The organism is Burkholderia anthinoferrum (genome assembly GCF_002925705.1).
Classification (GTDB): domain Bacteria; phylum Pseudomonadota; class Gammaproteobacteria; order Burkholderiales; family Burkholderiaceae; genus Burkholderia; species Burkholderia semiarida.
On sequence record NZ_LFZP01000049.1, the window covers coordinates 1 to 16075 of the forward strand.

7 protein-coding genes and 1 pseudogene are annotated in these 16075 nt (G+C 68.7%); 6 read left to right on the plus strand and 2 right to left on the minus strand.

Going from position 1 to position 16075, the window contains the following annotated elements; genetic code table 11:
• Positions 1-74: 74 nt before the first annotated feature.
• Positions 75-416 (plus strand): annotated as a pseudogene (locus C5F75_RS19035) (transposase); the annotation flags it as partial.
• 97 nt (positions 417-513) lie between these two features.
• Here the strand turns inward: C5F75_RS19035 and C5F75_RS19040 are convergent.
• Positions 514-1428, minus strand: a complete 915-nt coding sequence (locus C5F75_RS19040; RefSeq protein ID WP_059584555.1) for a glutaminase — start codon at positions 1426-1428, stop codon at positions 514-516.
• A gap of 220 nt (positions 1429-1648) precedes the next feature.
• Between C5F75_RS19040 and C5F75_RS19045 the strand changes: the two genes are divergently transcribed.
• Positions 1649-2359 carry a response regulator gene (locus C5F75_RS19045; RefSeq protein ID WP_059584557.1) on the plus strand — a complete coding sequence of 237 codons (711 nt, stop codon included), beginning with the start codon at positions 1649-1651 and terminating at the stop codon, positions 2357-2359.
• Between the two features lie 64 nt (positions 2360-2423).
• Positions 2424-3554: an ATP-binding protein gene (locus C5F75_RS19050; RefSeq protein WP_104012596.1), complete on the plus strand. Its 1131-nt coding sequence runs from the start codon at positions 2424-2426 to the stop codon at positions 3552-3554.
• Between the two features lie 95 nt (positions 3555-3649).
• Here the strand turns inward: C5F75_RS19050 and C5F75_RS19055 are convergent, their stop codons facing one another.
• Positions 3650-6052 carry a patatin-like phospholipase family protein gene (locus C5F75_RS19055; RefSeq protein ID WP_059585097.1) on the minus strand — a complete coding sequence of 801 codons (2403 nt, stop codon included), beginning with the start codon at positions 6050-6052 and terminating at the stop codon, positions 3650-3652.
• A gap of 272 nt (positions 6053-6324) precedes the next feature.
• On the opposite strand from C5F75_RS19055, the gene mreB reads away from it, so the two are divergent.
• The 3 genes from mreB to C5F75_RS19075 all read left to right on the plus strand — a co-directional run bounded on the left by mreB (position 6325) and on the right by C5F75_RS19075 (position 16018).
• Positions 6325-7359, plus strand: coding sequence for a rod shape-determining protein (gene mreB, locus C5F75_RS19060; protein WP_059584560.1), 1035 nt, complete (start codon positions 6325-6327; stop codon positions 7357-7359).
• A 187-nt stretch (positions 7360-7546) separates the two neighbouring features.
• The gene (locus tag C5F75_RS19065; protein WP_059584562.1) at positions 7547-8206 is read left to right on the plus strand and encodes a YdcF family protein; all 660 of its coding nucleotides are present in this window, start codon (positions 7547-7549) and stop codon (positions 8204-8206) included.
• A gap of 711 nt (positions 8207-8917) precedes the next feature.
• Entirely contained in the window at positions 8918-16018 is a 7101-nt protein-coding gene (locus C5F75_RS19075) for an autotransporter-associated beta strand repeat-containing protein (protein ID WP_104012597.1), read from the plus strand.
• The last annotated feature ends 57 nt before the right edge of the window (positions 16019-16075 follow it).

Below are 16075 nucleotides of genomic sequence, written 5' to 3' on the forward strand. Positions count from 1 at the left end.
ACTGCTTTACCCAGAACGATTCAACATTGGAGTCTGAATCTCAACCCGCCTCACACACTAAATTCCGGATACCTCCCTCCGGTGCGGCCAAGCCGGCCAACGCCACGAATCAGCGCAACGGACGGGGCGCCAAGACGGTCCTGACCGAAGACGGCCCGATTCGCATCGAGGTGCCTCGCGACCGCGACGGCAGCTTCGAACCCATCCTGATACCCAAGCACGAACGGCGCTTCGCCGGCTTCGACGCCCTTCGAGTCAAGATTCGCGAAGACGCCGTCGTGCGCAACAAGGCGGTGTACCTGGCGCTGGGCGTGCTGCCCGACGGCACCCGTGACATTCTGGGCCTCTGGATCGAGAACACAGAGGGTGCCAAGTTCTGGATGAAGGTGTTCAATGACCTGAAGACGCGCGGCGTTCGCTGCCGATGGCCGAATTCCCCGTTAAACGCTCTAGCTCGCGCCGATATGAATCTGCCGCCGTCGCGCCACATGAGGCACGCTTGACTTCGACGCTTCAAAAAATCGACCGCCCCGAATACGTAGTCAACCATTCCAAAGCCCTGGTCCCCGCCAACGAATTCCCGTTCGCATCCAGCCCCGGCGCCCACACGCACACCGCCATCTCCCCGGGCAGCACCGCGACGATCCCGCCGCCGACGCCGCTTTTCGCCGGCAGCCCGACGCGATACACGAAATCGCCGGCCGCGTCATAGGTGCCGCAGGTCAGCATCAGCGCCGACAGCCGCTTCGCGGAACTCGAATCGACGATCCGCTCGCCGGTCGCCGGCGCGACGCCGCCGTTCGCAAGAAACAGCGCGGCGCTGGCGAGCTCGACGCAGTTCATCTCGATCGCACACTGCCGGCAATACGCGTCGATCACCGTATCGGGCGGCATCTGCATGTTGCCGAAGCTCGCCATGAAGTGCGCCATCGCGCGGTTGCGCTCCGCGTGCTGCAACTCCGATGTCGCGACGCGCGAGTCGTAGTCGATGTCGTTCGCGCCGATCAGCCGCCGCACGAATTCGACGAGCGCCGTCTCGGCCTTCACGAAGCGGCGGCACAGCACGTCGGTGACGACCAGCGCGCCCGCATTGATGAACGGATTGCGCGGCTTGCCGCGTTCGCTTTCGAGCTGAACCAGCGAATTGAACGCGGTGCCGGACGGCTCGCGGCCGACCCGTTCCCACAGCGCGTCGCCCAGCAACTGGAACGCGAGCGTGCACGCGAACAGCTTCGAGATGCTCTGGATCGAGAAGCGCTCGTGCGCATCGCCGACCGTGTAAACGTTTCCGTCGAGCGTCACGACCGCCATCCCGAACTTGTCGGCGGGTACTTTCGCGAGTTCGGGGATGTAGTCGGCCACCCGTCCCTGGCCGATCCAGGGGGCGAGTTCGGTGTGGATGCGTTCAAGAATCGTCTGGTAATTCATCGCGTCAGGCAGGATGGAAGCAGGGCCGGGATTCCGGCGAGCCCGTATGGAACCGTCCCGGCGCCGATTCGTCAAGCGCGGCCAGAATCCTGCCCTTATTTTCGAGACAGCCAAACAGGCAAGCGGCGGGCGCAGTATCATGCGGTACGTTTCGGCCGATGGCCGGCGTCCGGCACCGGCCGGCGCCGCCGCAGCTTCCCCGATGACCCGACCGCTGCCCATGTCTTTTCGCATCCTGCTCGTCGAAGACGACACCCGTCTGTCCACGCTGATCGCCGGCTACCTGCGCAAGAACGACTATGAAGTCGACACTGTGCTGCATGGTGACGCCGCGGTGCCGGCGATCCTGTCCATTCGTCCCGATCTCGTCATCCTCGACGTGAATCTGCCCGGCAAGGACGGCTTCGAAATCTGCCGCGAGGCCCGCAAGCAGTACGACGGCGTGATCATCATGGTGACGGCGCGCGACGAGCCGTTCGACGAGCTGCTCGGCCTCGAATTCGGCGCGGACGACTACGTGCACAAGCCGGTCGAGCCGCGCATCCTGCTCGCGCGGATCAAGGCGCAACTGCGCCGCGCGCCCGCGCGCGTGGCCGAAGGCACCGCGCCGCAGCCGGAGCGCTACGCGTTCGGGAAGTTCTCGATCGACCGCACCGACCGCACCGTCGTGCTGCCCGACGGCAGCACGCCCGATCTGACGTCGGCCGAATTCGACCTGCTGTGGGCGCTCGTGTGTCACGCGGGCGAAGTCGTCAGCCGCGACGATCTGATGCTGCAGTTGCGCGGTGTCGAATTCGACGGCCTCGACCGCACGATCGACGGGCGTATCTCGAAGCTGCGCCGCAAGCTGCGCGACGACGCGAGCAACCCGCAGCGGATCAAGACGATCCGCAGCAAGGGTTATCAATTCAGCAAGCACGCGTGGGAATGAGGCCGCCTTCGCGCGACGCCGCCACGTTCCGCGCGGGCATGCCGGCCGCCGGCCGGGAGCCGCGATGATCCGACGAACCCGTTCGCACCCCGATGCACCGCCGCTGCCGACGCTGCGCTACGTCAAATGGCGCTGGCTGCACTTCCGCCGCGCGTGGACCGACACGCGCGCCGACCGCATTCCGAGCTGGTCGCGCCTGTACCTGCGCACCTACCTGCATCTGCTCGGCCTCGTCCTGCTGACCGCGCTGGTGCCCGCACTCGCGCTGTGCGTCGAATTGTCGCCGGAGGTCGTGTGGCATGCGTTCGATTCGCTGCCGGGCGATATCTGGATCGTGCTCGCGTTCGTGTTCACCGCGCCGGCGCTCGCCGCGTATCGGTGGATGCGGCCGGTCTGGTCGGATCTCGTGATGGTGCGCGAGCGGGCGATCGACTTCACCGGCGGCCGCTTCAACACGCGTGCGCGCGAATCGCACAGCGTGATCATCGGCCCGCTCGCGCGCACGCTCAATGCGCTCGCGATGCGCATGGAGCGGCTGATCGCCGCGCAGCGCGACCTGACGAACGGGATCTCGCACGAACTGCGCACGCCGCTCGCGCGCGTGCGCTTCGCGCTCGAAATGCTGCGCGAACCGGGTTCGGCGGCCGAATACCAGGGCGCGCTCGAGAGCATCGCGCAGGACGTGACCGAGCTTGAGGAGCTGATCGACATGAGCCTCACGTATGCACGGCTCGAATACAGCTCGCTGCAGTCGAACCTCGAGATGACCGCGCCGGTCGCGTGGTTCGAGCATCAGGTGAGCGACGCGCAACTGCTGTATCCGGACCGTGCGATCGAGTCGCGCATCGCGATCGGGTCGGATCTGCGCGTGAAGATGGACCGGCGGCTGATGTCGTATGCGATGCGCAACCTGCTGCGCAACGCGAGCAAGTACGCGCAATCGCGGATCGTCGTCGGGATCTCGCTCGTGCACGGCAACATCGGGATCTTCGTCGAGGACGACGGCCCCGGCGTGCCCGAGAGCGAGCGCGAACGGATCTTCGACGCATTCGTGCGCCTGGACCGCCGTACCGGCGGCTACGGGCTCGGCCTGTCGATCACGCGACAGGTGCTCCATGCGCACAACGGCCGCATCGCGGTCGTCGATCCGGTCGAACTCGGCGGCGCGCGGTTCGAGATCAGCTGGCCGGTCTAGCGCCACGCCGCAAGGCCGATCCGCGGCATCCGTGAAGTCGATGGCCGCCGTCGAGACGGCGCCGCGGATACCGCCGCAGCGGCATCCGCGCATGCTCAATAAGTGCGGCCAAGCTGCAGGTAGAAGTTGCGTCGGCCGCCGGGGGCGAGCGCGACGCCGATATAGACGGGCCCGAACGCGGTCGACAGGCTCGTGAAGAACGTATAGCTCTGCTTGAGCGCGCCGCCGCCGATCTGCTGGCCGCTCGACCACACGTTGCCGACTTCCGCGCTGGCGCCCACCGACAGCGCCTTGACCGGCGACGCGTTGAACGTCATCAACTGGTTCATGTACGTGACCTGCCCGTACGCGAGCTCGTTGCCGTTCAGTTGGTCGGCCGCGTACGCGGACAGATGCTGGAAGCCGCCGAGCGTGAAGTTGAACGCGTTGATCAGGTTGGTGCCGCCGATGCTCTTGCCGCCCTCGATCGTCGCGCTGACGCTGTGCCGGCCGAACTGTTGCGCGATCATCGCCTTGCCGTAGATCTCGGTATAGGGTGCGTTGTTGATCCCGTCGGAGAATTCCTGCGCCGAGCCGCCGTTGCGCGACACCAGCGAGCGTTCGACGCGCAGCTCGGTGAAATAGCCCTTGCGCGGGAACAGCGGATCGTCGAGCTGGTCGATCACGAGCCGGGCGCGCGCGATCAGCGCCTGCGACGTGAAGCTCGGCCACAGCAGCGCCTGGCCGCTGCCGTCGTCGAACGGCAGGTTGTAGGTCGGCGAGCCGTGCCCGGTCACGTAACCGACGCCCATCCGGAAATCGCCGAGCCGCCCGATCGGCAAACCGAGATCGAGTCCGGCGCGCGCCGTCTGCATCAGGTACTGCGTGATCTTCACGTCGCCGGTGTCGTCGTACAGGTTCGCGTAGCGGCGCTGGTATTCCGCGTACGGCGACAGATAGACGCCGTATGCCATCGACAGCGGCTGGCGGAACTCGATGCGCGCGGATTGCAGGTCGCTGCCGATCGTCGTGTCCGCGCGGAATTCGAGCCCCGATTCCGTGAGCCACGGCCGCCGGTAGCCGACGTGCAGGCGGAAGCCGCCTTCGTCGGTCGAACTACTCGACATGCCGAGCCCGAACAGCAGGAAGTTGGGCCCCCAGTACTTCTCGCGCGCGTCGATCTCGAGCACGTTGTCGTCGCCGCGGCTCACGATCTGCTGCGTGACGCTCTCGAAGTTGCCGCCCGTCGTGAGCCCGAGCAGATCCTGGCTGACGGTCTTCGGATCGTAGATGTCGCCGGGTTTCACGTGCAGCGCGTTACTGACGACGCGCTTGGGCACGCCGCCGCTGGTCTTGATGTCGATGCGCGTGATCCGGATCGGCGGCGGCAGCGGCTGCGCGTGCGCGGACCGGTAGGCCGCGTACTGTTCCGGCGTGAGCGCGAAACGCCGCAGCTTCGGCAGCGCCGCGGTCGCGGCGATCTCGCCGGCGGCGATCGCCTGCTTCGCGTTCTGGAAATCGGTGAACGCGAGCGAGCCGAGGTCCGGCGTGAGCAGCACGTCGTGCGCGTCGAGCTGCTTGCGCTGCGCGGTCACGTTCTGGCGGATCAGGATACCGACCATCTGCTGCATCACGTCGGCGGGCGACGCGAGTGCATCGAGCGGGCGCAGCGGCGAGCCGATGTCGACGGCGATCACGATGTTCGCGCCCATCTGCCGCGCGGTGTCGACGGGCAGGTTGCTGACGAGCCCGCCGTCCACGAGCGCGCGCCCGTTGATCTCGGCCGGCGCGAACAGGCCCGGCATCGCCATGCTCGCGCGAATCGCGAGCGGCAGCGAGCCGTGGTCGAGCACGACCATCTGGCCGGTCTGCAGGTCGGTCGCGACCGCGCGATACGGAATGGGCAGGTGGTCGAACGGCTGGTTGGTCGGCACGGCGGCCGTCCAGTTCGCGAGCAGCGCCTGCAGCCGGTTGCCCTGAACGAGGCCGACCGGCGCCTTGACGCCTTTCTTGCCGAAGCCGAGCGTCAGCCCGTTGATGTACAGGCGTTCGTCTTCCCGGCTGGTTTGCGGCAGGTCCGCGCGGTCCGTCACGTCGAACGCGATATCGGCCAGGTTGACCTCCGACAGCCGCTTCTGCATCTCGTCGGCCGCCATCCCGCTCGCGTACAGGCCGCCGACCACGGCGCCCATGCTGGTGCCCGCGATGCAGTCGATCGGGATCCGGTTGTCCTCCAGGACTTTCAGGACCCCGAGGTGTGCGTAGCCGCGCGCGCCGCCGCCGGACAGCACGAGGCCGATCGACGGGCGGCCGGCCGGGCCGCCGTCGGCCGCGCAGGTGTGCGCCGCGGCGGCGGGTGCGGCGGCAGCCGCGGGGTTGGCTGCGGCCGCAATGGTCGGGGCGGCGGCGGATTCGGCGGCCGGCAGCGGTTGCGCGGCAACCGCGCAGCACCAGAAGGCAACGAGCGTCGTGCAGAGCGGGCGCAGCGGCGCCCAGCGGAAGGAAACGGTCGCTGTCATGGTGAACATACCTGGCGTGATCGTGCGTCGGAGGCCTGCCGGGAACAGGCAAGACCGAGAGATTACCGTGTTTTACAGGCCCGATGCGAGCGGCTGTTGCGTAGCCGGACGTGCGCGGGACGCCGTTTTCGGCAATTTCGTCGCGAAAAAATCATTGGAATTGGCTAAAGTATCGGAACGATTTGCCGCTAAGCTCGTGATGGGGCGGCATGCACGCGCGGCGAAAAAGTGCGGCGCGGCTGTCCCGGCCCGCTCCTTCACAAAGGTTTGATATGTCGACACCGCTGTTCGGAAAGTTGTTTGCGCAACCCGTTGCGATCGACCCGGGAACGGCGAGTACGCGAATCTATACGCACGAACGCGGCGTGGTGCTGAACCAGCCGTCGGTCGTCTGCTTCCGCAAGGGCGGCGCGAGCGACGCTCGGCCCACCCTCGAGGCCGTCGGCGAGCTCGCGAAGGCGTTGCTCGGCCGCGAACCCGGGCATCTCGAAGCCGTGCGGCCCATGCGGCACGGCGTGATAGCGGACGCGCACGCAGCCGAGCAGATGATCCGCAGCTTCATCGACATGTCGCGCACCCGCTCGCGCTTCGGCCGCCGCGTCGAGGTCACGCTGTGCGTGCCGTCCGACGCGACGGCCGTCGAGCGCCGCGCAATCCGCGAGGCCGCGTTCGCGGCCGGCGTATCGGAGGTCGAACTGATCGAGGAGCCGCTGGCGGCCGGGCTCGGCGCCGGTTTGCCGGTGACCGAGCCGGTCGGCTCGATGGTCATCGACATCGGCGGCGGGACGACCGAAGTCGCGGTCATCGCGCTCGGCGGCATCGTGTACCGCGAGGCGATCCGCGTCGGCGGCAGCCAGTTCGACGCGGCGATCGTCAACCATGTCCGCAACCTGTACGGCGTGCTGCTCGGCGAACAGACGGCCGAGCACGTGAAGAAGACGATCGGCTCGGCCACGAGCGCGGTGCCGCGCACGTCGACCCGCGCCGTCGGCCGCGGCATCGGCGACGGCCTGCCGCGCTCGGTCGAGCTGTCCAACCACGACGTCGCGGATGCGCTGGCCGCACCGCTCAAGCAGGTGATCGGCGCGGTGAAGTCGGTGCTGGAAAACGCGCCGGCCGAACTCGTGACCGATATCGCGAATCGCGGCGCGGTGCTCACGGGCGGCGGCGCGCTGCTCGCCGAGCTCGAACGCCTGCTGTACGACGAGACCGGGCTGGTCGCGCGGATCGCCGACGAGCCGTCCACCTGCGCGGTGCGCGGCGCCGGCGAGGCGATGGGGCGGCTCGCGATGTGCCCGGCGGATTGAGCCGGGCGGTGCTGTCGGCCGCGGCCGGGCGCACGCCCTCACATTCTTTCGATCTTCCAGTGGCCGGCCCGCTCGGCCGGCATCGGCCCATCGCATGGACAGGCGCGGGCGCGCCGTGCTAGCGTGACGCGCCCGTTCGGGGCCGGGCCGGCAGACGCCCCCGGCGACACCTGAGAGACCGAATACCTTGAAATATCGAACCAAACGGGGCTTCGCGGCCCGGGCCGGCCGCGTGCTGGCCGTCGTCGCGTGCGTCTGGGGCGCGGCGGCGGCCGCGATCGTCGTCCACGGCATGCGGATGCCGGGCGACCCGGCGGACGTCGCCGTGATCTTCGGCAACGCGCTCGACGAAACCGGCGCGCCGAAGCCCGTGCTCGCGGCCCGGCTCGATGTCGGCGTGCGTTGTTACCGCGCGGGGCAGTGCCCGGTGTTTCTGGTCAGCGGCGCGATCGACGGGCCCGGGCTGAACGAGGCGACGGCCATGCGCGACTACCTCGTCGCGCGCGGCGTGCCGGCGGACCGGATCGCCGTCGACGATCAGGGCGACAACACGCTCGCGACCGCGCAGCACACGCTTGCCTACCTGCGCGCGCATCGCCTGTCGCGCGTGCTGATCGTCAGCCAGTATTACCACCTCGCGCGGGCGCGCCTCGCGTTCGAGCGCGTCGGCATTGCGCGGTCGAACATCTCCGCCGCGTATCCGCGCCGCTTCCAGTGGCGCGATCTCTATTCGAGCTGGCGCGAGGTGCCGGCCTACGCTGTGTATGCGGTGCGATTGTGGGTGAATCCCGACGCGCGGCCGGTTTCGTTTCGGCCGATGCTTTATCTGATGCGCCTGTTTTCGTGACGGGGCGGCCCGGAAGCGCGCGCTTCCGGTGCGGGTGGTTTCGTTGCTTTTTCCGGTTTTCTGTCGTCCGCGCCGGCCGCGCGGGTGTCATAGCACTGAATAAATAATAGCGATTCTCGTTTCAGATGTCTTGAGCGGACAGAAATCAAAACAGTATCGCCGACAGTTCCATAATCGAGGTCAGATCGATTTATTAAGCGGATGTTGATTATCTGCATGGATCATTCGTCGCGGTAAAAGTATTGCACTGCAAAAATCCGCGTGTATTGAATCGGGGCGATATATCGGTGTTTTCACCGATGCGGAACAATCGTTGTCTTTGCGAAAAATCAAGAAAAGCCGGTGAAGAGCGCGTTGCATGTTATTGCTGCGCATCTGTCAGAAAGTAAAAAAACTACATAACCGTCGGCCGTTGATCCGACGGGAAAATATCGACTGGAAAACAGTTTTAGTTTGATATAGCCTAGTCTGACGAAAGCGGGCAGTAATCAAATCAACCAGAAAGTCGCTGCAAAAACAGGGGCCGTCACCATGTCATTCGACTAGTTCCGCATCCGCATTTCCGGGCCGATCAAAAAAATCATCACGAATAAACCGACAGCGCATCGCGATTGCCGGGGAGGACGCTTTTATCCGCGATTTTCTGCTGCGTGCCGTCCAGTGCGGCCGCAATACCCATACCAAAAACCGAAATCAATAAAGAGGGAAAGCATGAATCCTGCCCGTTCGAGAAAAACGAGTGAGCCGTTTCCGAGACTATTGCTGCCCACGGGCGTGTTTCTGGCGCTGTCGGGCGCGGGCATCGTTCCCGCCCAGGCGACCTGCAGCACCGCGGGCACGACGGTGACCTGCTCCGGCGTCGCGAACCCGCTGGCGCCCAGTTATTCGAACAGCGCCAACAACCTGAATGCGACGGTCAACCCCGGTGCAAGCGTCGGTGTGCTGCTCGGGGTCGGCGGCACGGCGATGTCGTTGACCGGCAGTAACGTCACGCTGACCAACAACGGCACGATCGACCCGTCCGTGCTCGGCTCGGGGCTCGGCGTGCTGTCGAGCGGCGCGGTGGTCGGCAACGCGGCGGCGAGCACCACGACCGTGACCAACAACGGCACGATGAACGGCTCGACCGGCGTCGCGATCAGCGGCGTGACCGGCATGGCGCTGTCGGTCCAGAACGGCACGGGCGGCACGTCGACGATCAACAACACCGGCACGATCGGCTCGTCCCCACTGCCCGGCGCGACCCTCGTCGGCGCCGATGCGCCGGTGGTCGCCGCGTACGGCGGCGGCACGGTCAACATGACGAACAGCGGGACGATCACCGGCCGCGTGTCGCTCGGTTCGAACGGCACGCCGGGGCAGGGCAATACGTTCACCAACTCGGGCACGATCAACGGCGGCGTGTCGATGGGGGCGAACAGCACGAACACGTTCAATGCCGTGACGGGCTCGTCGGTCAACACGGCCGGCGGCACCGGCGGCGCGTTCAACATCACGATCGGCCCGGTCACGCTCGGCGTGGCGGCAACCGGCGTCGTCGACGGCGGCGCGGGCGGCAACAATACGCTCAACCTGCAGCAGGGCGCCGCGGCGAACGGCACGATCGCGGTCAACAACTACATCAACTTCAATCACCTCGACGTCACGAGCGGCAACTGGACCATCAACGGCGCGTCCACCGCGCAGGACGCGACGCTGACGGGCGGCGTGGCGATCATCAACGACAACGCGTCGCTCGGCACCGGGACCGTCACGGGCAACGGCGGTGCGTTGCAGGCGGGCACGGCGGGGCTCGACGTGTCCAACAACGTGTCGCTCGGCGCGGGCGGCCTGACGGTGCAGGGCGCGACCGGGCTGACGCTGTCCGGCACGGTGTCGGGCGGCGGCGCGCTGACGAAGAACGATGGCGGCACGCTGACGCTGTCCGGCGCGAACGGCTACACGGGCGGCACGAACCTGAATGGCGGCGGCCTGGTGGTTGGCAACAATTCGTCGCTCGGCACCGGCGCGCTGAACGTCAACGCGTCGGCATCGCTCGACACGAGCGCGAACGTGACGCTCGGCAACACGGTCAATCTCGCGACCGGCTCGACGCTGACGCTCGGCGGCAGCAACGATCTCGGGCTGACCGGCGCGATCGGCGGAAGCGGCGGCCTCGTGAAGAACGGCGCGGCGACCACGACGCTGACCGGCACGAACACGTACACGGGCGGCACGACGATCAACGCGGGCACACTTGCGCTCGGCGCGGGCGGCAGCCTCGCGTCGACGGGTACGATGAACCTTGCCGGCGCCGGCGCGACGCTGGATCTGGGCAGTGCGACGGGCGGGCAGACGCTCGGCGCGCTGTCGGGTGTCGCGGGAACGAGCGTGAACCTCGGCGCCAATTCGCTGACGCTCGGCGGCAGCATCAATGCCACCTATGCCGGCACGATCGGCGGTTCGGGCAGCGTGACGCTGTCGGGTACCGGCACGCAATCGCTGACGGGCGCGAACACGTACACGGGCGGCACCAACCTGAACGGCGGCAACCTCGTCGTCGGCAGCAATACGTCGCTCGGCCTCGGTGCGGTGAATGTCAACGGTTCGTCGACGCTCGATGCGACTGCCAACGTGTCGCTCGCGAACGGCGTCAACATCGCGACGGGCACGACGCTGACGGTCGGCGGCAGCACCGATCTCGGCCTCGGCGGCGCGATTTCCGGCGGCGGCGGTCTCGTGAAGAACGGCGCGGCGGCGCTCACGCTGTCGGGCGCGAACAACTATGCGGGCGGCACGACGCTGAACGCCGGCGGACTCGTGCTCGGCAACGCCTCGGCGCTCGGCACCGGCGCGCTGACCGTCGGCGGCGCGGCGACGCTCGATACGACCACGAACCTGTCGGTCGGCAATGCGATCAATCTCGACGCGAGCGCCGCACTCACACTGGGCGGCAGCAACAGCCTTACGCTGGGGGGCACGATTGCCGGCGCGGGCAGCCTCGTGAAGGACGGCGCCGCGACGACGACGCTGACCGGCACGAACACGTACACGGGCGGCACGACGATCAACGCGGGCACGTTGGCGCTCGGCGCGGGCGGCAGCCTTGCATCGACCGGCGCGATGAATCTGGCGGGCGCCGGCGCGACGCTGGATCTGAGCGGTGCGACGGGCGGGCAGACGCTCGGCGCGCTGTCGGGCGTCGCGGGAACGAACGTGAACCTCGGCGCCAACGCGCTGACGCTCGGCGGCACGGCGAGCGGCACGTTCGGCGGGGTGATCGGCGGTACCGGCAGTCTCACGTTGTCGGGTACGGGCACGCAGACGCTGAACGGCGCCAATACCTACAGCGGCGGCACGAACCTCAATAGCGGCGGTCTCGTGCTCGGCAACGGCGGGGCGCTGGGCGCCGGCGCGCTGAACGTCGGCGGCGCGGCCACGCTCGATACGAATGCAGCCTTGTCGGTCGGCAATGCGATCAATCTGGGCACGGGCGCCGCGCTGACGCTCGGCGGCAGCAACAGTCTTACGCTCGGTGGCGCGATTGCCGGCACGGGCAGCCTCGTGAAGGACGGCGCGGCGACCACGACGCTGACCGGCACGAACACGTACACGGGCGGCACGACGATCAACGCGGGCACGTTGGCGATCGGCGCGGGCGGCAGTCTTGCATCGACCGGCGCGATGAATCTCGCGGGCGCCGGCACGACGCTGGATCTGAGCAGTGCGACAGGCGGGCAGACGCTGGGCGCGCTGTCGGGTGTCTCGGGAGCGAACGTCAACCTCGGCGCCAATGCACTGACGCTCGGGGGCACGGCGAGCGGCACGTTTAGCGGGGTGATCGGCGGCACGGGCAGCCTCACGTTGTCGGGCACCGGCACGCAGACGCTGAACGGCGTCAATATCTACAGCGGCGGCACGAACCTCAATAGCGGCAGCCTCGTGCTCGGCAACAGCGGAGCGCTGGGTTCCGGCGCGCTGACCGTCGGCGGCGCGGCCACGCTCGATACGAATGCGGCCTTGTCGGTCGGCAATGCGGTCAATCTCGCGACCGGCTCGACGCTGACGCTTGGCGGCAGCAACGATCTCGGGCTGACCGGCGCGATCAACGGAAGCGGCGGCCTCGTGAAGAACGGCGCGGCGACCACGACGCTGACCGGCGCGAACACCTATACGGGCGGCACGACGGTCAATGCGGGGACGCTGGCACTCGGCGCGGGCGGCAGCCTCGCGCCGACGGGCACGATGAATCTCGCCGGTGCCGGCGCGGCGCTGGATCTGAGCGGTGCGACAGGCGGGCAGACGCTCGGCGCGCTGTCGGGCGTCGCGGGAACGAACGTGAACCTCGGAGCCAACGCACTGACGCTCGGCGGCACGGCGAGCGGCGCGTTCGGTGGGGTGATCGGCGGCACGGGCAGCCTCACGTTGTCGGGTACCGGCACGCAGACGCTGTCCGGCGCGAACACCTACACGGGCGGCACGACGATCGCCGGCGGCAGCACGCTGGCGCTCGGCGCGGGCGGCAGCCTTGCGTCCGGCAGTGCGCTGAACCTCGCGGGCGCGGGGGCGACGTTCGACTTGAGCGGCGCGACCGCCTCGCAAACGCTCGGCACGCTGACCGGCGCGGCCGGCACGAGCGTGAACCTCGGCGGCAACGGGCTGACGCTGAGCGGCAACGGCAGCAACACGTTCGGCGGCGCGATCGGCGGCACCGGCGGCCTGACGCTGGCCGGCAGCGGCACACAGACGCTGACCGGCGCGAACACATACACCGGCGGCACGACGATCAGCGGCGGCGGCACGCTGGCGATCGGCGCGGGCGGCAGCCTCGCCTCGACCGGCGCGGTGAACCTCGCCAGCGCCGGTGCGACGTTCGACGTGAGCGGCGCGACGGGCGCGCAGACGATCGGCACGCTGACCGGCGCGGCCGGCACGAACGTCAACCTCGGCACGAATGCGCTGACGCTGAACGGCACCACCAACGGTACGTTCGGAGGAACGATCGGCGGCGCCGGCGGCCTGACGGTCGCCGGCACGGGCACCCAAACGCTGACGGGGGCGAACACCTACACGGGCGGCACGACGATCGCCGGCGGCAGCACACTCGCACTCGGCGCGGGCGGCAGCCTCGTGTCGGGGAGCGCCGTGAACCTCGCGGGCACGGGGGCGACGTTCGACGTGAGCGGCGCGACGGGCGCGCAGACGTTCGGTACGCTGACCGGCGCGGCCGGCACGAACGTGAATCTCGGCGCGAATGCGCTGACGCTGAACGGCAGCGGCAACGGTACGTTCGGTGGTGCGATCGGCGGGACGGGCGGCGTGACGTTCGCCGGCACGGGCACGCAAACGCTGACGGGGGCCAACACGTATACGGGCGGCACGACGATCGCCGGCGGCAGCACACTCGCCCTCGGTGCGGGCGGCAGCCTCGCGTCGGGGAGCGCCGTGAACCTCGCGGGCACTGGGGCGACGTTCGACGTGAGCGGGGCGACGGCCGCGCAGACGATCGGCACGCTGGCCGGCGCGGCCGGCACGAACGTGAATCTCGGCGCGAATGCGCTGACGCTGAACGGCAGCGGCAACGGTACGTTCGGCGGCGCGATCGGCGGGACGGGCGGCGTGACGTTCGCCGGCACGGGCACGCAAACGCTGACGGGTGCGAATACGTACACGGGCGGCACGACGATCGCCGGCGGCAGCACGCTCGCGCTCGGCGCGGGCGGCAGCCTCGCATCGACGGGCGCGGTGAATCTCGCGGGCACGGGTGCGACGTTCGACGTGAGCGGCGCGACCGGCACGCAAACGATCGGTGCGCTGTCGGGTGCGGCCGGCACGAACGTGAATCTCGGTGCGAACGCGCTGGCGCTGAACGGCAGCGGCAGCAATACCTTCGGCGGCACGATCGGCGGCTCGGGCGGCGTGACGGTGGCGAGCGGCACGCAGGTGCTGACCGGCGCCAACACGTACACGGGCGGCACCACGATCGCAGCCGGCGGCACGCTGCAACTCGGCAACGGCGGCACGTCGGGCAGCGTGGCCGGCGACGTCGTCGACAACGGTGCGTTGATCGTCAATCAATCGGGCAACGTGACGATCGCGAGCGTGCTGTCCGGCACCGGTTCGCTGACCCAGGCCGGCAGCGGGCAGCTCACGCTGACCGGCACGAACACGCTGAGCGGCCCGACCACGGTCGCCGCGGGCACGCTCGCCGTCAACGGTTCGCTCGGCCAGTCGACCGTCACCGTGCAGAACGGCGCGACGCTGACGGGCACCGGCACGATCGGCGGCCTCGTGGTGCAAGGCGGCGCGACGGCGGCCGCCACGCAGCCGGGCGCGGCGCTGAACGTAGGCGGCAACGTCACGTTCCAGCCGGGTTCGACGTTCCAGGTCGCCGCGACGCCGCAGCAAAGCGGCAGCCTCGCGGCGAGCGGCACGGCGACGCTGAATGGCGGCACCGTGCAGGTGCTCGCGAACCAGAGCACCTATCAGCCGGGCACGACGTACACGATCCTCAGCGCGTCGTCGGGCGTGCAGGGCGCGTTCACCCAGGTGAGCGCGAACTATGCGTTCCTCACGCCGACCCTCAGCTACGATCCGGGTCACGTCTATCTGCAACTGGCTCAGAACGGCACGTCGCTGCCCGACGTCGCCACCACGCCGAACCAGCGCTCGGTCGCGACCGCGGTGGCCGCGCTCGGCACCGGCAATCCGCTGTACGACACGGTGCTGACGGCCGACGCGCCGACCGCGCGCCGCGCGTACGGGCTGCTCGGCGGCGAACTGCAGGCGAGCCTGAAGAGCATGCTGCTGCTCGACAGCCGCTATGTGCGCGACGCGGTGACCGATCGCGTCCGTCAGGGTCTCGCGCCCGGATCGGGCCCGCTCGCGGCGCTGTCGTCGGGCGGCGCCGCGCTGTGCGGCGACAACACGGCCGGCGTGGCCGACCCGACGCTGCCGCCGGAACGCCGGATCGGTTCGCGCGACGGGTGCTACGGCGGGACGCCTTATCAGCCGGTCGTGTGGGGGCAGGCGTTCGGCGGCCGCAGCCGGCTCGCCGGCGACGGCAACGCATCGTCGATCAACCGCAGCATGACGGGCTTCATCGCCGGCGCCGACATGGCGTTCAACGACAAGTGGCGTGCGGGTCTGGCCGCGGGCGTCACGCACAGCTCGCTCGACAACGACCAGAGTTCGTCGGCGGCGGTGAACAGCTACTACCTGTCGCTGTACGGCGGCGCGCAGTACGGCGCGCTCGGCGTGCGCGGCGGCGCGTCGTACACGTGGTATCGCATCAACAGCGACCGCTATCCGGGCTTCGCGGGCTTCTCGGATCACGACTCGGCCGGCTACAACGCGCATTCGGCGCAGGTGTTCGGCGAAGTCGGCTACGCGCTGCCGGTCGGCCCGGTCGCGATCGAACCGTTCGCGAGCCTCGCGTACGTGAACCTGCATACCGACGGCTATACGGAAACCGGCGGCGCGGCCGCGCTGCGCGCCGGCGGCGAGACGACCCACGTCGGCTTCTCGACGCTCGGCCTGCGTGCGGCGTCGCAGCTCGGCTCGATCGCGAGCGGCACGTTCACCGCGCGCGGGACGGTCGGCTGGCGGCATGCGTTCGGCAACGTGCGGCCGTCGTCGGCGTTCACGTTCGCGAACGGCGGCACGTCGTTCCAGGTATCGGGCGTGCCGATTGCTCGCGACAGCGCGGTGCTCGAAGCCGGCATCGACGCGAACATCACGAAGCGCCTGACGCTCGGCCTCACGTACAGCGGCCAATACGGCAGCGGCGTGCGCGACAACGCGATCCTCGGCAACATCCTGTGGAAATTCTGACCGGCGACTGACGTGCCCGTCCGCGGCGCCATGCGACGAAGCAACGTCGTCTGGCGC

Bases quoted from the DNA above. Each gene is read 5' to 3' on its own strand.
- C5F75_RS19050 (WP_104012596.1), top strand. From the start codon at position 2,424: ATGATCCGACGAACCCGTTCGCACCCCGATGCACCGCCGCTGCCGACG.
- C5F75_RS19040 (WP_059584555.1), bottom strand. From the start codon at position 1,428: ATGAATTACCAGACGATTCTTGAACGCATCCACACCGAACTCGCCCCC.
- mreB (WP_059584560.1), top strand. From the start codon at position 6,325: ATGTCGACACCGCTGTTCGGAAAGTTGTTTGCGCAACCCGTTGCGATC.
- C5F75_RS19045 (WP_059584557.1), top strand. From the start codon at position 1,649: ATGTCTTTTCGCATCCTGCTCGTCGAAGACGACACCCGTCTGTCCACG.
- C5F75_RS19075 (WP_104012597.1), top strand. From the start codon at position 8,918: ATGAATCCTGCCCGTTCGAGAAAAACGAGTGAGCCGTTTCCGAGACTA.
- C5F75_RS19055 (WP_059585097.1), bottom strand. From the start codon at position 6,052: ATGACAGCGACCGTTTCCTTCCGCTGGGCGCCGCTGCGCCCGCTCTGC.